This window comes from Vibrio sp. CAU 1672, from assembly GCF_029223195.1.
Taxonomy (GTDB): domain Bacteria; phylum Pseudomonadota; class Gammaproteobacteria; order Enterobacterales; family Vibrionaceae; genus Vibrio.
This window is the reverse complement of record NZ_JARHUF010000002.1, coordinates 67,061-85,779: the sequence shown is the minus strand read 5'-3', so window position 1 is coordinate 85,779 and position 18,719 is coordinate 67,061. Positions and strand designations below refer to the sequence as shown.

21 protein-coding genes are annotated in these 18,719 nt (G+C 49.2%); all 21 read left to right on the top strand.

Annotation, left to right across the window (positions count from 1 at the left end; translation table 11 throughout):
- Nucleotides 1–151 precede the first annotated feature (151 nt).
- Nucleotides 152–979 (top strand): flagellar motor switch protein FliM, encoded by an 828-nt coding sequence (locus P2G85_RS02680; RefSeq protein WP_275862578.1) that lies wholly within the window; start codon nt 152–154, stop codon nt 977–979.
- Nucleotides 976–1,344: a flagellar motor switch protein FliN gene (gene fliN, locus P2G85_RS02675; protein ID WP_275862577.1), complete on the top strand. Its 369-nt coding sequence runs from the start codon at nt 976–978 to the stop codon at nt 1,342–1,344. Before P2G85_RS02680 ends, fliN begins: the two co-directional genes overlap by 4 nt.
- A gap of 18 nt (nt 1,345–1,362) precedes the next feature.
- Entirely contained in the window at nt 1,363–2,121 is a 759-nt protein-coding gene (gene fliP, locus P2G85_RS02670; protein WP_275862576.1) for a flagellar type III secretion system pore protein FliP, read from the top strand.
- 12 nt (nt 2,122–2,133) lie between these two features.
- Complete coding sequence (gene fliQ, locus P2G85_RS02665) at nt 2,134–2,403, top strand: flagellar biosynthesis protein FliQ (RefSeq protein ID WP_275862575.1); 270 nt, start codon at nt 2,134–2,136, stop codon at nt 2,401–2,403.
- Nucleotides 2,403–3,179 (top strand): flagellar biosynthetic protein FliR, encoded by a 777-nt coding sequence (gene fliR, locus P2G85_RS02660; RefSeq protein WP_275862574.1) that lies wholly within the window; start codon nt 2,403–2,405, stop codon nt 3,177–3,179. Before fliQ ends, fliR begins: the two co-directional genes overlap by 1 nt.
- The gene (gene flhB / locus P2G85_RS02655; protein WP_275862573.1) at nt 3,176–4,300 is read left to right on the top strand and encodes a flagellar biosynthesis protein FlhB; all 1,125 of its coding nucleotides are present in this window, start codon (nt 3,176–3,178) and stop codon (nt 4,298–4,300) included. Before fliR ends, flhB begins: the two co-directional genes overlap by 4 nt.
- Before the next feature lie 31 nt (nt 4,301–4,331).
- The gene (flhA, locus tag P2G85_RS02650; protein WP_275862572.1) at nt 4,332–6,422 is read left to right on the top strand and encodes a flagellar biosynthesis protein FlhA; all 2,091 of its coding nucleotides are present in this window, start codon (nt 4,332–4,334) and stop codon (nt 6,420–6,422) included.
- Entirely contained in the window at nt 6,415–7,230 is an 816-nt protein-coding gene (locus tag P2G85_RS02645; RefSeq protein WP_275862571.1) for a diguanylate phosphodiesterase, read from the top strand. The genes flhA and P2G85_RS02645 overlap by 8 nt, the downstream gene beginning before the upstream one ends.
- Before the next feature lie 292 nt (nt 7,231–7,522).
- Complete coding sequence (lafA, locus tag P2G85_RS02640) at nt 7,523–8,368, top strand: lateral flagellin LafA (RefSeq protein WP_275862570.1); 846 nt, start codon at nt 7,523–7,525, stop codon at nt 8,366–8,368.
- Nucleotides 8,369–8,426: 58 nt separating this feature from the next.
- Nucleotides 8,427–9,743: a 6-hydroxymethylpterin diphosphokinase MptE-like protein gene (locus P2G85_RS02635; RefSeq protein WP_275862569.1), complete on the top strand. Its 1,317-nt coding sequence runs from the start codon at nt 8,427–8,429 to the stop codon at nt 9,741–9,743.
- On the top strand, nt 9,733–9,987 hold the full coding sequence (locus P2G85_RS02630) for a hypothetical protein (RefSeq protein ID WP_275862568.1): 255 nt from the start codon (nt 9,733–9,735) through the stop codon (nt 9,985–9,987). The genes P2G85_RS02635 and P2G85_RS02630 overlap by 11 nt, the downstream gene beginning before the upstream one ends.
- A gap of 419 nt (nt 9,988–10,406) precedes the next feature.
- Nucleotides 10,407–11,744, top strand: coding sequence for a flagellar filament capping protein FliD (gene fliD, locus P2G85_RS02625; RefSeq protein WP_275862567.1), 1,338 nt, complete (start codon nt 10,407–10,409; stop codon nt 11,742–11,744).
- A 19-nt stretch (nt 11,745–11,763) separates the two neighbouring features.
- Nucleotides 11,764–12,150, top strand: coding sequence for a flagellar export chaperone FliS (gene fliS, locus P2G85_RS02620; protein WP_275862566.1), 387 nt, complete (start codon nt 11,764–11,766; stop codon nt 12,148–12,150).
- Complete coding sequence (locus tag P2G85_RS02615) at nt 12,134–12,454, top strand: LafD (RefSeq protein WP_275862565.1); 321 nt, start codon at nt 12,134–12,136, stop codon at nt 12,452–12,454. The genes fliS and P2G85_RS02615 overlap by 17 nt, the downstream gene beginning before the upstream one ends.
- Complete coding sequence (locus tag P2G85_RS02610; RefSeq protein ID WP_275862564.1) at nt 12,451–13,638, top strand: flagellar hook-length control protein FliK; 1,188 nt, start codon at nt 12,451–12,453, stop codon at nt 13,636–13,638. The genes P2G85_RS02615 and P2G85_RS02610 overlap by 4 nt, the downstream gene beginning before the upstream one ends.
- Nucleotides 13,639–13,660: 22 nt before the next feature.
- The gene (locus P2G85_RS02605; protein ID WP_275862563.1) at nt 13,661–14,158 is read left to right on the top strand and encodes a flagellar basal body-associated FliL family protein; all 498 of its coding nucleotides are present in this window, start codon (nt 13,661–13,663) and stop codon (nt 14,156–14,158) included.
- A gap of 11 nt (nt 14,159–14,169) precedes the next feature.
- Complete coding sequence (locus P2G85_RS02600) at nt 14,170–14,898, top strand: FliA/WhiG family RNA polymerase sigma factor (protein WP_275862562.1); 729 nt, start codon at nt 14,170–14,172, stop codon at nt 14,896–14,898.
- Nucleotides 14,899–14,907: 9 nt separating this feature from the next.
- The gene (gene motA, locus P2G85_RS02595) at nt 14,908–15,765 is read left to right on the top strand and encodes a flagellar motor stator protein MotA (RefSeq protein ID WP_275862561.1); all 858 of its coding nucleotides are present in this window, start codon (nt 14,908–14,910) and stop codon (nt 15,763–15,765) included.
- Nucleotides 15,765–16,754 carry a flagellar motor protein MotB gene (locus tag P2G85_RS02590; RefSeq protein ID WP_275862560.1) on the top strand — a complete coding sequence of 330 codons (990 nt, stop codon included), beginning with the start codon at nt 15,765–15,767 and terminating at the stop codon, nt 16,752–16,754. Before motA ends, P2G85_RS02590 begins: the two co-directional genes overlap by 1 nt.
- A 73-nt stretch (nt 16,755–16,827) precedes the next feature.
- The gene (locus tag P2G85_RS02585) at nt 16,828–17,115 is read left to right on the top strand and encodes a hypothetical protein (protein WP_275862559.1); all 288 of its coding nucleotides are present in this window, start codon (nt 16,828–16,830) and stop codon (nt 17,113–17,115) included.
- Between the two features lie 599 nt (nt 17,116–17,714).
- Nucleotides 17,715–18,689: an autoinducer 2 ABC transporter substrate-binding protein gene (locus P2G85_RS02580; protein ID WP_275862558.1), complete on the top strand. Its 975-nt coding sequence runs from the start codon at nt 17,715–17,717 to the stop codon at nt 18,687–18,689.
- The last annotated feature ends 30 nt before the right edge of the window (nt 18,690–18,719 follow it).

Here is an 18,719-nt window from a genome sequence, read left to right as displayed (position 1 = left end):
AATTGAAGAGTGAGATCAGTAAGTCAAGGCAACATGTGAACCAACATCACATTATCGAGATTTGAAACTAAAAATAATTTAATCATCACGTGTAGACTAGCACGCCACTGAGTTAAAACTGGCTCAATTGTTAAAGCACGGTAAAATATAAATGGAAAGTAGAGTTGAAGAACCTATTTCATCTCCGTCGAACGTCAAACTGTTGGATGTAGAGCTATTAGGTAAACCTATTCATATTATTCGCGACAAATTGGCGAGTTTGCTCTCTGAATCTTGTGGAAGCTTGACCAGTGAATTACAGAACTGGCTCAAAATCAATAAAGTAGAAGCACAGTTAGTGTCGGTAGAGTTGCACACCTTTTCACCTTCTGAAATGACAAAGGCGGAAACCTCTGCATACCGCCACCAAAATGGTGGCTTGGCATTTGTTCATACTGACAATGCCCTACTGATCAAACTGGCCGATCGTTTTTATGGTGCAAGTGTCGATCGCACGTCAGAGACCCTGACCAGTAGCGATCAGCGACTTCAAGATCGCATCAGTAAACATATTGTCCAATGGCTCGCGCCAGAGAATATGTGGAGTGGTTGTGATTTCGAACCTGCAATGGGGGTAGGCATCCATGTCGAACTGGACATTCGCTTGCACGACTATCACGGCAAGTTGCACTTCAAACTTGATGGCCACTTAATTCAAACTTTAATTGAACAACTGGAGCTGCCGTCTCCTACGAACTTGTATCAGCCATTTTGCCGTACTCTTGAAACAACACCCGTACGTTTAAATGTCACACTGAGCAAGAAGCAAATGGCACTGAATGACGTGATTGACTTACAACCTAACGACATTTTGCCGATTGACCTACTGAACACCGTGCCAGTCAGTATTGGCAACCAAACCCTTTTTTCCGGCCGCGTTGCAGAACAAGATGGCCAACTCGTTTTGATCTTTAACCATGATAAGGAATCGCATCGATGAGCGACTCTACAGAAAACACCGCATTCGACAGTGAAGACCTGAATTTTGATGATTTTCAATTGGAAGATTTTGCATCTGAGACGCCATTTCAACCCGCTCCCGAAGTCGAGCGCGATTTGAGTTTCTTCAAGAGTATTCCGGTCACCGTAACACTCGAAGTCGCGAGCAAAGAAATCGCTCTGGGTGATTTAATGAAAGCCGGGGAAGGGACAGTTATCGAGCTGGACAAACTCAACGGTGAGCCTCTGGATGTAAAAGTGAACGGCTCCTTGATGGGCCACGCCGAGGTGGTTGTCGTCAACGATAAGTACGGCCTGCGTCTGGTGGACGTTTTAGATTCTGCGCTGGTTGGCGTAGGCCGCTAGGGTTAGATGGACAACTTGATGACGAAACTGCGTCAACTACCGGAATGGCTGCCTGCTCTGATCTTATTTCTGAGCCTGGTGGCCTTTCCTGGCATGGCCGCCGATAACGGCTTGACCATACTTTCCGTTTCTGATGGTGATACCCAGCAAGAGTACAGTGTAAAGCTGCAAATCTTGTTGCTGATGACGGCATTGAGCTTTTTGCCTGCCTTCATTTTAATGGCCACCAGTTTCACGCGTATTATCGTTGTACTGGCTATTTTGCGTCAGGCCCTCGGCCTGCAACAAAGCCCGCCTAACCGAGTGTTGGTGGGAATTGCACTTGCCCTGACCATACTAATCATGCGACCGGTGTGGACAGATATCCACGACAACGCATTTCAGCCCTACGATAACGGCGAAATAACGTTGGTAGAGGCATTTTCGGTTGCGGAACAGCCAGTACGTAACTTTATGCTGGCACAAACCCACCAAAGTTCACTTGAACAGATGCTGCGTATCGCCAACGAACCTCTCGATCAGCGAGTGGAAGACATCTCTTTTGCCGTGGTACTGCCGGCATTTGTGATCAGTGAACTTAAAACCGCCTTCCAGATTGGTTTTATGTTGTTTATCCCGTTTTTGGTTATCGATCTCGTGGTGGCGAGCGTATTGATGGCCATGGGTATGATGATGCTGTCACCACTGATTGTATCACTGCCGTTTAAACTGGTGGTGTTTGTGCTGGTCGACGGCTGGGCAATGACGGTCGGCACCCTGTCGGCAAGTTTTGGTTAAGAGGATGGCGCAATGACTCCGGAACTGACCGTTACCCTGTTTTCCGATGCTATCTGGATGGTGATCCTGATGGTTGGCGTCCTTGTCGTCCCCAGCCTGTTGGTCGGGCTAGGCATTGCCGTTTTTCAAGCTGCAACCCAAATTAACGAGCAGACCCTGAGCTTTTTGCCGCGCCTGTTTACCACGCTACTGATGGTGGTATTTGCCGGCCACTGGATGCTGCGCAAAATCATGGAGCTGTTTGATTACCTGTTCCATAGCATCCCGGGGATGATCGGCTGATGGCAATCACCTTTGCAGATCTCTCTTCGATTCTCGGTCAACTCTGGTGGCCGTTTTTTCGTATTGGCGCAGTGTTTATCGCCATGCCTTTTTTTGGCGACGCGTTGATCCCGGTCTGGGTTCGCAGCCTGTTGGCATTATCAATCACGGTCATCACTGCGCCGTTGATGCCTGCAATGCCGGCGGTAGAACTGTTTTCCCTTACCTCGTTGTTCCTCGCCTTTGAACAGGCGATCTGGGGCATCATGTTTGGCCTGATCCTGCACATGCTGTTCAATGTATTTACCATGCTCGGGCAAATTGTTTCGATGCAGATGGGTCTTAGCATGGCGATCATGAACGACCCGGTCAACGGGTTATCCGTGGCGATCATAGGCCGGATTTTCCTGCTGTTCTCCACCTTGCTGTTTCTGGCATTGGAAGGACACTTGCTGGTAATTGACATTTTGATCCAGAGCTTTGTTATCTGGCCGGTAGGATCAGGCATAACAAGCTTGTCATTGCAGGGCGTCATTAATATTTTTGGCTGGATGTTCGCCTCCGCGCTGGGGCTTGCGCTACCGGCAATCGTATCCATGCTGCTGACCAATATCAGTTTTGGTGTGATGAACCGTGCTGCGCCGGCACTGAACGTTTATGCGCTCGGTTTTCCAATGACGATGTTACTCGGCCTGTTTGCCGTACTCATCTCGGTTTCTGGTGTACCAAGCCGCTATACCGCTCTGGTACACGATACACTCAACTACCTGAATCACTTTATGCAGGGGGGGCTATGAGCGATCAGTCACAGGACAAAACCGAACAGGCCTCGTCACAGAAAATAAGAAAGGCCCGTGAAGAAGGCCAGATCCCGCGCGCCAAAGAGTTCACCACAGCAGTGATCTTCTTATCCGTCACATTGTTTTTTTACAGTCAACTGGACACCATCTGGCAAAGTATTACCGGCGTGTTCCGCTATAATATGACCCTGACCAAAGCAGATTTGGCCAACCCACTTCAATCGATTGAACATGTTGGCCAAAGCCTGGCGGTCATCATCCAGCTATTAATTCCGCTGTTCACTGTTATCGTTATCGTGACTTTTGCCAGCTCTATGGTACTTGGCGGCTGGATGTTCCGCCCCGCCAACCTGTTACCAAAACTGAGCAAACTTAACCCTCTCAGTGGCATTAAACGCATGTTCTCCACCCGGTCACTGGTGGAGCTGGTCAAATCAACCCTCAAAATCGGCGTGATCTTTGGCCTGCTGTATGGCTATCTGAGCAATCACCTCCAACCCCTGCTCGGCATGCAAAGCCTGCCGCTTAGCCAGGGAGTCACCATGATCATGACCATCCTGTTCGAAGGACTGCTGCTGATGGGGTTTGCGCTACTACTATTCGGGATCATCGATATTCCCTACCAGCGTTGGGAGCACCTGAAAGAGCTGCGCATGACCAAGCAAGAGCAGAAAGAAGAGTTCAAAAACAACGAAGGCCGCCCTGAAGTCAAGCAGCGAATCCGACAAATCCAGCAACAGTTCGCCCGGCGCAAGATCGATAAAATGGTTCCCACAGCAGACGTCGTCATTACCAACCCGACCCACTACGCGGTTGCCTTGAAATATGACACCTCACTGTCGGATGCACCATTTGTGGTCGCTAAAGGCGTCGACGAAACGGCCATGCATATTCAGCGAATCGCACGCGAGAATAAAGTGGAGATCATTAACTCTCCGCCACTGACTCGTTCGATTTACCACACCACCGCACTTGAGCAGGCGATTCCCAGCCAGCTTTACATCGCCGTGGCCCATATTTTGACTTATGTTCTGCAATTGAAAGCCTTCCGCCGGGGGAATGGTGAGCAACCACTGCCGCTGCCTCATTTTTCAATTCCGAAACATTTGCAGCACTGATTAATCCGCGTTTACTTAAGGACACGAAAGTATGCTTAACCGGTTAAAACAACTTCAATCCTCCAGCAAAAGCTACATCGGAATTCCGGTTGTCCTGCTGATGGTGCTGGCGATGGTAATTTTACCACTGCCACCCTTGCTGCTGGATGCTTTGTTTACCTTTAATATCGTACTGGCTATTCTGGTACTGCTGGTCAGTACCACGGCAAAACGGCCACTCGATTTCTCAATTTTCCCAACCATTTTGCTGGTTGCGACCTTATTGCGCCTAACCCTAAACGTGGCGTCCACCCGTATTGTATTACTCGAAGGGCATAACGGCGGTGAAGCGGCGGGTAAAGTCATCCAGGCTTTCGGTGAAGTCGTGATCGGCGGCAACTACGTTGTCGGTATGGTGGTGTTCGTCATTTTGATGATCATTAACTTTGTCGTGATCACCAAAGGTGGCGAACGTATATCCGAGGTTTCTGCCCGCTTTACCCTGGATGCCTTACCGGGTAAACAGATGGCGATTGATGCCGACCTCAACGCTGGCCTGATCGACCAAGAAGCTGCCCGTCTGCGCCGCCGGGAAGTCGCGAATGAAGCCGACTTTCACGGTTCTATGGATGGTGCATCGAAGTTCGTCCGCGGCGATGCCGTCGCTGGCCTGTTAATCCTGTTCATCAACATTATCGGTGGTATCAGCATCGGGGTGTTTGAGCACGGGCTGGCTGCGTCCGAAGCGTTCAAAACCTATGCCCTGCTGACCATCGGTGATGGTCTGGTTGCGCAAATTCCATCGCTGCTTCTCGCGACTTCCGCCGCGATTATCGTGACTCGCATCAACGACAGCGACAACGATATGACCGAAACCATGCACAAGCAACTGCTGGCATCACCAGCTACCTTGTACACGGTCGCCGGTATTATGGTCATCATCGGTATCGTACCCGGTATGCCGCATCTGGCCTTCTTTACTTTCGCCGCTGTGCTGGCGTTTGCCGGATGGCGCCAGGCCAAACAACCGGTACAGGATGAGCAAATTGAACAGGTCGAAGCCATTTCTCAGGCAATGCAAGAAGAAGAGACACCGCTAACCTGGGACGATATTCCTCACGTTCACACCCTGTCATTAGCACTGGGTTACCGCTTGGTCCACCTGGTTAACAAAGATCAGGGAGCGCCACTGACCCAGCGTATTCGGGGCGTACGACGTAATCTGTCAGAGCAAGTCGGCTTCCTGTTACCGGAAGTGCGCATTCGCGATAACCTCAGCCTTAAGCCCAATCAGTACACCATTTCGCTTAATGGTGAAATCTTTGAGCAGGGCTTCATTGAACCTGAACGGCTGATGGCAATTGCGGTCGGCGAAACCTATGGTGAGATCGATGGTATCCTGGGCAGCGATCCGGCCTATCAGTTGCCGGCTGTTTGGATCGAGCATCAGGACAAAGCCAAAGCACTTAACATGGGTTACCAGGTAGTCGATGATGGTACGGTGATCGCAACACATATCAGCAAAATCATCAAAACCAATCTGGCAGAATTGTTTAACCACGATGATGTTGAATCCATGAATCAGCGTCTGACTCAGCAAGCGCCGAAACTGGCCGAAGCATTGAGCGCCGCACTCACCCCGGCCCAACAGCTGAAAGTTTACCGTCAGCTGCTGCTTGACCAGGTACCGCTGAAAGACATTCGCACCATCGCCAACACTATGCTGGAATCTTCAGAGAATACTAAAGATCCCATCTTGTTGGCGGCCGATGTTCGCTGCAGCTTGCGCCGTACACTGGTTAACCTGATTGCCGGACAAAAAAATGAGCTCAATGTCTACGCTTTATCAGACGAGCTGGAACAGATGTTGCTGACCTCTCTGCAGCAAGCACAGGCCAGCGGGCCGGTTATGCTCGACAGTTTCCCAATTGAACCGAACATTTTGGGCCAGTTCCAGCAGAACCTGCCGCTGATAAGACAGCAACTCAAACAACAGGGGTTAGCACCGATTCTGTTAGTGATGCCACAATTACGACCGTTAATTGCGCGTTACGCCAGAACCTTCACCCAAGGGTTGGCGGTTTTGTCTTACAATGAAATTCCAGAAAACAAACAAATCAACGTGGTAGGAAACCTTGGCTAATCTCATTACAACGCAGACAATGCTCTATTATTTGCGCGATCTGATTGAGCAACATGTCGTCACGGAAGACGATCAACTGATCTTTGACGCATTTTGCCAGAGCGACATTCGCCACGCATGTCAGGCGATCCGTCATGCCAAAACCGGCGAAGTCGAGTTCCAGCACCTCACCCTTCGCTTTGGTTCCAGTGGCGAACAGAGCGTCTATCAGTTTGATCTTTCCCGGGACATGGGGATGTGTCTGGATCTCTACAGCCTGTACCTGGCCCTGCGCCAGACCCAGTTTCAGCTTGAAACCTTCCACCCGGATTTGATCAGTAACGTGGTCGTTCCGATCTGCCTGGATACGTTGTTGTGGCCGCCTGGGGCGCATTTTCTCGAGCAAATTATTGCCCATCATTCCGATGCCTTCAGGCACATCATCCCCTCATTGCAGGGCGACGACACGCTGTGCGATCACCAGCGCGTTGCGCCACTGAGCGAGTTATTGCACGAGAATGCTTACGCAGTGTGGTTTGAAATGGCTACCGCGCAAAAACACTTTGAGCATATCGCCAAATTTTCCCCGGATATGATCAAGCTGGCGGTGAGCCTGGAAGATAAACAAGACAGACAAGCCTTTCTTCCGATTGCCCGCTTTTTGCGCCGCCACCGTTACCCGTGGGTAGCCGGGCGGGTTGCCAGCCATGTCGAGCTTAACCGTTATATGTTGCTCGGCGCGAGCTACTATTTTGGTTACTTCAGTGATATTCCGACCTCGCTGTCATTTAAGTTGTTCGAAGAGGAAGAGACAGAAAACTGCAATTAACTACCCAACTTATTGGTCAGTAATACATTCAGCTCCCTCGATGGGTTCTTTATTCCAGATTTGTCATGGGAAAAGAACCCATTTTTTTGTCCAGGTTGAACACTTAACCAACAATTCATAGCAATTAAACCAAGGCATTCTGGAACGGGCATCACCAAATAACGGCAAAACTAGCCCAAATGCGATTTTTTTTTATTTTTTGATTAATCCTTACGATAAACCGTCCGCCTCTAGTTAGTGACTAGGGAATATCCCAAGGCCTGATAGACAGTTAGCAACTAAGGAGACTACGATGGCTTTATCAATGCATACTAACTACGCTTCACTTGTGACTCGTAACACAATGAACAACAACAGCAACCTACTGAACACAGCAATGGAGCGTCTAAGTACTGGTTACCGCATCAACTCAGCTGCTGACGATGCTGCAGGTCTGCAAATTGCAAACCGTCTGGAATCACAGACTCGCGGTATGAACGTAGCAATGCGTAACGCACAAGACGGCATCTCAATGATGCAGACTGCTGAAGGTGCGATGGACGAGATGACCAACATCACTTACCGCATGCAAGATCTAGCAACTCAGTCTTTGAACGGCACCAACAGTGATAAAGACCGTGCTGCAATGGATGCAGAGTTCAAACAGCTGGCAGCAGAGATGACAAACATCGTGTCTAACACCTCATTTGGTGGCCAGAAACTTCTGTCTGCAGCCGGTGCTTTCGGCGCGAGCAGCGTAAGCTTCCAAATCGGTGCTACTGGTGCTGAAAAACTAGCTGTAAATGCTAAAGCAGACGTAAATGCTGTATCTGGCGCTATTGCTGCATTAACAAGCATCAGTACTGCTGCCCTTGCTTCAACTGCACTAGGTAAACTGGCAAGCACAGGTGGTATGCTAGAGAAGCTTGGTTCAGCTCGTGCTCAGTTTGGTGCGAACATCAACCGCCTGGAACACACTATGACTAACCTGGGTAACATGACTGAAAACACCTCTGCAGCGAAAGGCCGTATCATGGATGCTGACTTTGCAGTAGAGTCTTCAAACATGACTAAGAACCAGATGCTGATGCAGGCAGGTACTACAGTTCTGTCACAAACTAACCAGCTACCTGGCATGGCGATGTCACTGCTTCGCTAATCGCTTAAGTTTATTAACCCCATCTTTTAGGTGGGGTTTTTTGCGTTGAGTACCTATTATGACCCCGATTTATACCCAACATATCGATATTATCCGCGCGCGTTGGCCGGAAGTTGCGCAGGCGCTAGAGGCCGCTGATTTCAACGATTTGCACTTTGAGGTGATCGAGAAATCGGCAATGACATTAAAAGTCAACGGTGTCCAACTGAGCAGTGCGTATGATCCGGTGGAAGAAGCATTCCAGTATCGCAGTTTAACAGCCGGAAACAACTATCATATCTGGGGCTTAGGCATGGGGAATGTGCCCGCCCTGCTGGCACAGGACAGTAACGCCCAATCGGTGTGTCTTCACCTGTATAACCTGCCGCTGGCCAAATTAGTACTCTCGCTTGTTCCTCAAGCCTGGCTGTCTGACCCACGCTTTTCCTTAACGATTGTATCAGAAGATGCACCCGATCTCGGTCAACACCTGGCGAGCCTGGCGTGGGATGAATGTATCATTATCAACGCTGACCGGGCGATTTCACGTTTTACCCACCAGTGGCTCTACTTCCGCATGGAAAACCGCATGCTGATTGCGCACGCCAATGCCAGCCACCGCCACAAAGATGAAGCGTTGCAGGTAATCGAACAAGAGAACGCACCGGCACTGAAACGCCTCCCTTCATCTGACCATTACCTACAGTATCAAGTCGACGACGCCATCTGTATTGGTGCCGGGCCGTCACTGCTACACCATATTGACGAACTGAAATACGTTTACAACTTGCCGAACCGGCCAAAGTTAATCGCGGCGTCCACCGCATGTAAATGCCTGATAGAAAACGGCATAAAACCAGATGTGGTTTTCGCGGTTGATATTGACCTGAGCGACGAGCACATTCCTTACGAAATTGCCACAAATACCATATTGGTGTTTGCCAGCCGGATGCCAAAGCGCATTTTCCAGAACTGGCACGGGGAAAAATACTACCTGCACCTGGGTGATTTCACTTATGACCGTTTTGCCCAAAATCTTCCGGTCAAATACCGCCCTTATTCGTTCGGCTCGGTAATTCACCCGCTGATCCACATGACTTTACTGCAGGGCGCCACCCGGATAGCGCTTATCGGCTGTGATTTTGCCTTCCCCGGCGATAAAATTCACTCCAGCAGAGAAAACCGCGCGGATGACCCTAATAGCTCCATGACTGCAAGGGTAGAGAATGGCTTTGGTGAACAAATCAAAACCTCACCGGCGTACCGTATGTTCGGCAGCGGGGTAGAAAACCTGATCGCCTGCGCACCGCAAACCAAGTTTTATAACTGGAGCCGCATCGGAGCAAAAATCGTCGGTGCAGAATATTTCGAAGTAGAGGCGCTATATGGAAAATAAGGCTGTTTACGATATTTTTGTTAAGACCTCTGAGGTGTATTACTACGGCGATCATTTAACCGGTGACCTGATGCTGGCTCAGTGTCTGAACCTGCTGGTTAAATTATTTAGCGTCCAAAGCGAACGGAGCATGGTGCTACAAATACTGGCCAATATTAACCATGCACGTGAAGCGCACGATTTTACCACTTTAGCCGATATCCTCAGATATGAAGTCGCGCCAAAACTGCGCGAGCTACACTAGAGTCAGCCGATAGCAAAGCCTCTTAACGAGGCTTTGTTGTTTTTTGCCAACGATTTGTTTGGCCCTGTGGCTTAGACTTCTCAAAACTTTTGCCCCCTATCCAAAGCAGTAGTAACTGTTGCCTGAACACCCCCTACTAACCTGATAGATCCTCCCTCACACTCCAGCGCAAAAGCAAATTAGATTAAATTTCTGCACTTTTCCGGTCGCCTTATGTAACAGGAAAACCCCATCAGCTGAAATGAGGAAGGCGGAACACACCAGGTGGAAGCCCCGCTTCCTCCCGTTCAGCACAAAACGCCGCAAGTCATTGTATTTATTGTGCATTTAAATACGGCATACATCTTGCGAAAGAGAATCCAAACAGGCACAGCGATTGCGCTGATAAAGCCGATTACAGAGAGAGAGGGAGCGACCTCATGAGTTCGTTTGATCCAATCAGCATGGCAACCCAACTGGCCACCTATGACGTTCAGCCATTCCAGCAGCGTTATCAGTTACAGACCAATAAGTACCAGTCACAACTGAGTGCCCTTGGCAAAGTAGAAACGGCGCTGCGCGATTTCCGCAGTGCGCTGAATGAAATGAACAGCAGTACCAGCAGCATCATTAAAAACAGTGCGACTACCTCTCAGGATGGCTATTTCAGCGCCGATGCTGACGCGAATGCCCTGGTCGGAAGCTACCAGATATTTGTTGAGCAGGTCGCCACTGCGCATCAGGTTTCCACCGGAATGCCAGCGGATCTCGACGCCACCACCGAGATCCCACTTAGCGGGACGTTAGATTTTACTATCGACGGCACCACCATGTCGTTAGACCTTGCCAGCTTGGATACCGACGGTGACGGAAAAGCAACCATGAGCGATCTCGTCACTGCCATCAATAATGACAGTAATAACCCCGGCGTAAACGCCACCCTGGTACGTTCTAACGGCCAGACCCACTTCATGCTGTCAAGCGCCGAAACGGGAGTCGCTAACCAGATTAACGTCTCGGCGACCGGTACCGGCCAAACCTGGTTTGAAGATGCATTCACCAACCTAAACGAAATCAGTGCGCCAAAGGATGCGGTGATTTGGCTGGGCGCAGAAACCACCGGCCTGAAGCTGACCAACAGCAGCAACACCTTCGAGGGGGTGATTGACGGGGTTGATATTACCGTAGCAAAAGCGCAGGTCTCTGGCGAAACACCTATCAGCCTCGGAATTGGTACCGATAGTGAAGGCACCAAGGAGCAGTTGGATAAATTTGTTGAAGCCTACAACACACTGGTTTCGACGATCGATAAATACACAAATACCGGTGATGAAGAGACGTCACGCGGCGTTCTGGCCGGTGACCCTACCTTGCGTTCGATTGAAAATCAACTGGGTAGCCTGATCCGAAGTGAACACGGCGGCATGCGCTTAAGTGATGTTGGTCTGTCTTTGGATCGCAACGGTAAACTAGAAGTTGACCAGGACAAGTTCAACGAAGCGCAAAAAAACAACAGCGCGGGCTTAGAAGCGATGTTCAACGGTGAAGGTGCCCTGCTCGATTCCCTGGACGCCATGGCAGACCCGTTCCTGAAGTTCTCTTCCGGCGCATTCAAATCGCGTAAGGAAGCTCTGCGAATGAGCCTGGACCGCATCAGCGATAAACAGACCGCGCTGGAGCGTAAGTATGACATGTCATACGAGCGTTACGTCAAGCAGTTTACCCAAATGAATAGTTTAATGACTCAAATGAACCAAACCATGTCGATGTTTGGTTAAAGCTTTAGGAGAAATACTCATGCTTATGGATTCCGGTTACGGCTCATACCAACAGGTCGATCTTGATGCTCAGGCAGCCGCAGCTACCCCGCATCAACTGGTCATCATGTTAATTGATGGCTTATTAGATGAAATCGAACGTGTTCGCGGCCACTTGGCTGCTGGTCGCTTGGCGGAAAAAGGTGCTGGCATCAACAAGTGCATGAACATCCTGATCGGCTTGAGCAGCGCCCTGGATGAAGAAAATGGCGGCGAAGTGGCGGAGAATTTGCGTCAGTTGTATGACTTCTGCCAAATGGAGCTGTATACCGCCAGTGTACAAAATGACGCGGAACGTTTAGTGAACGTAGAGCGCGTGATGGGTAACATTCGAGAAGGTTGGATGAATTTTGGTAAGCAAGCATAAAGCCTCACCAGAGCAGTTCCGCCACCTTGCTCAGTTGATCCAAGCCGCAACCCAAACGGCTGATTGGCAGGCACTTAAACGCTATGATTTGCAGCTCCGTGAGCTGCTGGTCAGCCATCGGCCAATCCTGAAAGACCCTAAACTCGCGCCCGTCATCCAGCGCGCTAAACAAGCACACGCGATCGCGGCTCAAGCGTTGGAAAAAGCGACGGCCGAGTTGCAACAACAGATGGAGCTAGTCAGTGCTCAACAAGAGCGGGCTATGGCTTACCAACTTGCTATGACCATGGAGACGGAAGAATGATCTCGCTTGCAGCCCAGGCTAATACGCCCGGCTCGGCTAACAAAGCAAACCAAACCGAAGGAAAAATCTCCGGAGCCAGGGGCGAGTTAAGTGCACCAGGCGCTGATGCAGCGTTCGCCGCCTTGCATCCGCAAACCAGTCCGGCGGTTGGCTTTCATTCCCCGGTTCAGGCTCAGTTAACCACTACTGTGCCACAAACACCAATCGAACTGGAAGAAGAGCCTTCGCTGGAGGACTCTGCACTAAACACAGCTGTAGACTCTGCGGCCATATTGCCGGGCTCTACTGCGCAACTGCCACTCACACACTTTCCGGTCAGCACCACTGTACCGGACAGTAACGTAGTACAACAGGCACAATTGCTCGGCCAGAAAATGATCGGGCAGATTACCACTGGCAAACAGAGTGTGCAGGCGGCCTCCTCTTCAGCAATGCCGCAACAACTGGCTACCGCTTCGGTCACTTCTGCCGAAGGAAAAATGGCCAAAGCCAAGTTAAATTTATCGGCGGCACTGGTAAGTAACCAGGCTAATCATACTGGTGTCAGCAATCCCCACCAGCACATTGCAGAAGCCGTAAGTCAAACCACTGGCAAGCTGAATTCCGGTCAAATTGACATAACGACACTAATACAACAAAACCAAGCTGGCCAGGTCCAAGGGGCGGTTACGGCCCCCCTACCGAATGCGAATCAGTTGGCTGCTCCGGCTTCGTCACCTAGTATCAGCCCGTCTCACACCCAAGGACCAGAATGGGCATCAATGCGCATTGATACCCAGGCAGGAAAGTGGGGGGAGCAAATGATGCAGGTACTGCATGACCGGGTAACACTTCAGGCGCAACAAAATATGCAAGAAGCCAAGATCCGCCTTGACCCGCCTGAGCTGGGCAAACTGGATCTCATGGTGCGCGTCGAAGGTGACCGCCTGAGCGTACAAATTAACACCAGTACTGCAGCAACCCGGGAAGCACTGATGCAAGTCTCCGAGCGATTACGCGTGGAACTACAACAACAAAACTTTGTTCATGTCGATGTGAATGTCGGCTCAGAGCAAGGACAACAGCATCAGTCCCAGCAGCCGATCGACGAGGAAAGCACTATTTTTGCCAGTCGTGAATTTGCCACATCAGAAACTCAATCTACATCCAACTATTCAGAACACTGGCTCAACACGCAAGCCTAAATAATTATCGAGGAAAAAGGTTATGACCAAACCACAAATGATCGCTATGTTTTTCGCCATGATCATCACCAGTGCCCTCGTTTCGGCAGGTACGTTAGCCGGCGGTATTTGGTGGCTGACGAAATCTGGTGATGCACTTAGCCTGGAAAACTCGCCGCTGGCATTTCTTTCCAAACAGCCGGTCAAAGCAGCAGAACCAGACATAACTCCGAGTTTTCACCCTTTAGATAAACTCGTATTGACGATCAAAGGTAAAAAACAGACGCATTTTGTAATGCTGGAACTGGCTATCGAGACACGCAACCCAGAGCAGATCCAAGAAATCGATAACTACATGCCAATGATACAAAATTCAATGCTGAAACTGTTCAGTGACAAAACCTTTGACGAACTGCAACAGCCCGGTGCGATCAACATTTTACAAAATGAAGTAAAAGCGACTTTGCTCCAGACCTTCGACAAAACCGCTATCGTACGCAATATCGATGATGTGCTCCTCACCAAATACGTTGTGCAGTAGGGAGCACAACTATGTTGGAGATGAACTTACAGGACAGCTACTCAACGGCGGAAGAGTTTAATACTCCATCGGTGAAAATTGATGAGAACATGCTGTTGCAGCGTCATCAGATCATGGTTAAACGAGTGGTAAATCAACTCCGGGCCCACGCGACTTCCCATTGTAGTATTGAAGACATGCAGCAAATTGGATTGATCGCGTTAATCGAAGCTGGCCGCCGTTACGGCAACGTCGATGATGAAAACTTTCCGGCCTTTGCTGTCTGCCGGGTGCGCGGAGCCATACTTGATGAGCTAAGACGCTTAGACTGGCGCTCGCGTAAAACCCGCCAGCAAGCCCATGAGCTCAATGACGTGACCCGCGATCTCACCCGCCAGCTGGGCAGGCAGCCTACCGATGCAGAAATCATACAAGCGCTGGGAACCGACGCGAGCGATTACTACGCACGACAGAATGCCGCGCTAGCCGGGGAGCTACAGAGTTTGGATCAACTGCTTGAAGGCGGCATGGAAACCAGTTTGGGTAGCTGTTACGACGGTATGGAGCATGAGCACATTCGCCGTAGCCTGGATACGGCGATCAAAAAGCTTTCTAAACGAGATCAGTTGCTACTAACGTTATTTTACCAACACGAGCTCAATCTACATGAAATAGCCCTTGTACTTAATCTGACACCTCCCCGTATTTGTCAGTTGCATAAACAAGCGCTCGAACAACTCAACCTTTATATGGCTTCTTAGGAGTTAACAATGCAAAAATTCCTTGGTGCACTCATTATCCTTATGAGTGTTTTTGGTGGATACATGTGGGCAGGTGGTAGCATGATTGCTATTTGGCAGCCATCAGAAATCCTGATCATTGGCGGCGCAGCAATAGGTGCAACCATTGTCGGTAACCCGCCACAGGTATTAAAGGAAATGCGTAGCCAGCTGCGCGCGATCCTGTCCGCACCCAAAAATGAAGCGGAATACTATATGGAGCTGATGGCCGTGTTACAGGTCTTGTTAGAAACCATTCGTAGCTCAGGCTTCAAATCGCTTGATTCTCACATTGAGAACCCGGAACAAAGCCCAATTTTCACCAAATACCCGATGATTGCTGCTGATTATCGCCTGGTTTCTTTTATAACTGACAATTTGCGTTTAATGGCAATGGGACAAATGTCGCCTCATGAATTAGAGGGAATGCTGGAAGAAGAAATTGAAGCCATTCAGACTGACTTGCTTTTGCCATCACGCTCATTACAGCGAACAGCAGAAGCTTTGCCTGGCTTTGGTATCTTAGCGGCGGTAGGTGGCATCATCATCACAATGGGGGCTATTGGTGGCTCTATTGCGTCGATCGGTCATCACGTCGCAGCAGCCCTGGTAGGTACATTTATCGGTATTTTTGGCTGTTACTGTTTCTTAGATCCACTCAGTAGCGCCATGGCACAGCGTGTAAAACGAGAAATGTCGGCTTTTGAGTGCGTCCGGGCAACGCTGGTTGCTTACATTGCTAAAAAACCGACCCTGCTCGCGATTGACGCTGGCCGTAAACACATTCAGCTAGACATTAAACCCACATTTAACGAAATGGAGAAGTGGCTGGCTGACCAGGAGGGTTAATGCAAAAACACGAACACGTAGTGGTGAAACGCTCGAAAAGTCATGCTCATGATGAACATCATGGTGGTGCCTGGAAAGTCGCCTTTGCCGATTTTATGATCGCACTGATGGCGCTGTTTCTGGTTCTATGGATACTGCAGGTCGCCGACGAAGATGAGCGCAAAGCCATTGTTGCCCAAATGAACAATATGAGCGTGTTCGATCACAGCTTTGGCAGCCCTTTTATCACCTCGCCAAGTGTCTCACCAATCGACTTGGCACAGGATTCTTCTGTGCCAAGCCGCCACAATTCCAACCATGTGGTGACGTCCTTTTTCCAGGGCGACGGTGACGGGCCGGAAATCGACTCTCTTATCCCTGGCAACTTTGACACTCAGGAGCAGCTGGCCCAACTGGCACAAGTGATCAACGAAATAATGGGTCAGATCAGTGCCCAGGGTAATGTCAACGTTACGGTTACCCCTCAGGGCCTGCGTATTGTTCTGCAAGACGATTTCAAACAGAATATGTTCCGTCGCGGTGGCTCCACCCTGACGCCATTTTTTGAAGATCTGTTGTTAGAACTGGCCCCGGTTTTTAAACGCGTCGCCAACCCAATTATCATCAGTGGCCACACAGATGCGATACCGTTTAACCAGCGAGCCTCCAAATCAAACTGGGATTTGTCGGCATCACGTGCCAGCGTAGCCCGTCAGACATTGGTAGAAGGCGGCATGCCGGATGAGCGGGTTCTGCAGGTCACCGGGATGTCAGACCGGGTATTGCTCAACGAAGATGAACCGGATTCAAGCGAAAACCGCCGTATTGAACTGTTTGTCCTGACGACCCCGGCCACGAAAGTACTGCGAACCTTTTTTGGCAATAACCCCGGAAGTGATTTACATGAGGCAAAACAAAAAGCCAAGTTCAATCAGCCCGTGATTCGTCAGGAGACCATTAATTATTCAGTCGAACCGGGAATAGCTGGAAAATCTCTGCAAGATCTGTAAGTTAGTATGGGTCACCGGTTTTAAGGTGACCCAGCTAAACCGCGCCTTCTTCCTACTTCCGTTTGAGCTGCTTATGTACCAACAACCCACGAATGCACCAAAAAAAGACGAACTCAAAAAAGCGTTTTTGTGGCTGATAATCCTTGACTACCTATTGCTGGCTTTTTTCCTGTTTCAGCTTTCAAGCTTATCGCTCAATAGTGGTACCATGATCAGCTTGTTACTGGTGCTCTACAACATCCTGCTGACGTTTCTCTGCTTCCAGCGCACCAGCAACCAGGATTCCTATATCATCTACCCAACGCTTTCTGCCACGTTACTGGCATTCGTGTGTTTCCTGTATTTCTTCTTTTTGGTTTAATTGAAATCAGGCAAGAGAATCCGTTCTTCCCTTGCTTATTGGAGTCCCTGCCACGTTCCCCTTCAGCAACGATCATCCCTAAACATCAGTACACACTTTAGCGGTGAATCAACAGCGGGTTTGGTAATGATTGCCCAAACCATACCTCCTTGAGCAAAGACTACACAAACTTACAAGATGAGTGTCATTTGATTACAAGTATTCTAGCGACCGCTAATGGAAAAACTGGCTTGTGCAATGAAACGGTATATTTTTTATCAATAAAAGGTGATTAAACTCTAAAATATATCAATAGGTTGTTTAGTGGTAACCACTACCTCGACTGTATTCTATTTAGACCTTTGTATTTCCAATCAACGTGAAAAATCATTGTTAACACCGGTTAACGCACAGTTATCAGACAAAAAAGCAAACGATCACAAACTTACGTTACCCTTTCAAATTTACCTATATGCAACCTTTTTGCTTACGCCAGGCAACACAAATGTGCACTCGTCACAATTTCATGGTAGCTGCACAACCCTTTATTGAAACACGCCTTAACATTCCGCAATCGATTCACCTTACCCCTACACAAAACAAATAAAGGATTGATGAAGATGAAAAAGGTCTTATTAAAAGCGGCTGCTTTAACCCTAGCCCTTGCTGCTGCGGGTGCTCAGGCAAAAGATTATAAAATCGTAAACGTGGTAAAAGTATCGGGGATCCCTTGGTTTAACCAAATGAACAAGGGGATTGAACAAGCTGCGACAGATTTCGGCGTTAATGCCCGCCAGCTTGGTCCTTCAACTCCAGATCCAGCGCAACAAGTAAAAATCATCGAAGACTTAATCGCTAAAGGTGTCGATGCAATTACCGTCGTGCCTAATGACGTTACAGTTTTGGAGCCAGTTTTTAAAAAAGCACGTGAAAGAGGGATCATCGTTTTAACACACGAATCTCCGGATGGTCATGGTGCAGACTGGGATATCGAAACCATAGATAACCAGGCGTATGCAAAAGCCACGATGGATGAACTGGCAAAAAATATGAGCGAAAAAGGCGGTTACGCGGTCTACGTTGGATCACTCACCGTGCCGCTGCACAACAACTGGGCCAACCTAGCCATTGATTACCAGAAAAAAACCTACCCAAAGATGTACGAAGTGACAAGTCGTATGCCTGTAGCAGAAAGCATCGATCAATCGTATGCTGCGACAAATGATCTAATGAAAGCTCACTCAGACATGGCTGGTATCATCTCTTACGGCTCCCTGGGGGGGATCGGCGCCGGTGAAGCGATCAAGAAGAAACGTGCCAAAAATAAGATCAGCGTTGTGGGTATCATGATGCCAAGCCAAGCTGCACCTTACTTAGCTCGTGGTGAAATTGACAAAGGCTTCTTGTGGAATCCAGCAGATGCCGGATATGCCATGGTGGCTGTCGCTAAGCAAATGCTAGAAGGTGAAGATGTTTCTCAAGGTGTCAACGTACAAGGCCTTGGCAACGCAGAAATCGATAAGCAAAACCGGGTGATCAAGTTCAACAAGATCCTTGAGGTAGATAAAACTAATGCTCGTCAGTTGGGTTTCTAACCCCTTGATGTAACCTCTGTTCTAATTTAG

Excerpts from the sequence above, each read along its gene's own strand:
- P2G85_RS02680 (WP_275862578.1), top strand. The coding sequence starts at position 152 with ATGGAAAGTAGAGTTGAAGAACCTATTTCATCTCCGTCGAACGTCAAA.
- fliN (WP_275862577.1), top strand. The coding sequence starts at position 976 with ATGAGCGACTCTACAGAAAACACCGCATTCGACAGTGAAGACCTGAAT.
- fliP (WP_275862576.1), top strand. The coding sequence starts at position 1,363 with ATGACGAAACTGCGTCAACTACCGGAATGGCTGCCTGCTCTGATCTTA.
- fliQ (WP_275862575.1), top strand. The coding sequence starts at position 2,134 with ATGACTCCGGAACTGACCGTTACCCTGTTTTCCGATGCTATCTGGATG.
- fliR (WP_275862574.1), top strand. The coding sequence starts at position 2,403 with ATGGCAATCACCTTTGCAGATCTCTCTTCGATTCTCGGTCAACTCTGG.
- flhB (WP_275862573.1), top strand. The coding sequence starts at position 3,176 with ATGAGCGATCAGTCACAGGACAAAACCGAACAGGCCTCGTCACAGAAA.
- flhA (WP_275862572.1), top strand. The coding sequence starts at position 4,332 with ATGCTTAACCGGTTAAAACAACTTCAATCCTCCAGCAAAAGCTACATC.
- lafA (WP_275862570.1), top strand. The coding sequence starts at position 7,523 with ATGGCTTTATCAATGCATACTAACTACGCTTCACTTGTGACTCGTAAC.
- P2G85_RS02635 (WP_275862569.1), top strand. The coding sequence starts at position 8,427 with ATGACCCCGATTTATACCCAACATATCGATATTATCCGCGCGCGTTGG.
- P2G85_RS02630 (WP_275862568.1), top strand. The coding sequence starts at position 9,733 with ATGGAAAATAAGGCTGTTTACGATATTTTTGTTAAGACCTCTGAGGTG.
- fliD (WP_275862567.1), top strand. The coding sequence starts at position 10,407 with ATGAGTTCGTTTGATCCAATCAGCATGGCAACCCAACTGGCCACCTAT.
- fliS (WP_275862566.1), top strand. The coding sequence starts at position 11,764 with ATGCTTATGGATTCCGGTTACGGCTCATACCAACAGGTCGATCTTGAT.
- P2G85_RS02610 (WP_275862564.1), top strand. The coding sequence starts at position 12,451 with ATGATCTCGCTTGCAGCCCAGGCTAATACGCCCGGCTCGGCTAACAAA.
- P2G85_RS02605 (WP_275862563.1), top strand. The coding sequence starts at position 13,661 with ATGACCAAACCACAAATGATCGCTATGTTTTTCGCCATGATCATCACC.
- P2G85_RS02600 (WP_275862562.1), top strand. The coding sequence starts at position 14,170 with ATGTTGGAGATGAACTTACAGGACAGCTACTCAACGGCGGAAGAGTTT.
- motA (WP_275862561.1), top strand. The coding sequence starts at position 14,908 with ATGCAAAAATTCCTTGGTGCACTCATTATCCTTATGAGTGTTTTTGGT.
- P2G85_RS02590 (WP_275862560.1), top strand. The coding sequence starts at position 15,765 with ATGCAAAAACACGAACACGTAGTGGTGAAACGCTCGAAAAGTCATGCT.
- P2G85_RS02585 (WP_275862559.1), top strand. The coding sequence starts at position 16,828 with ATGTACCAACAACCCACGAATGCACCAAAAAAAGACGAACTCAAAAAA.
- P2G85_RS02580 (WP_275862558.1), top strand. The coding sequence starts at position 17,715 with ATGAAAAAGGTCTTATTAAAAGCGGCTGCTTTAACCCTAGCCCTTGCT.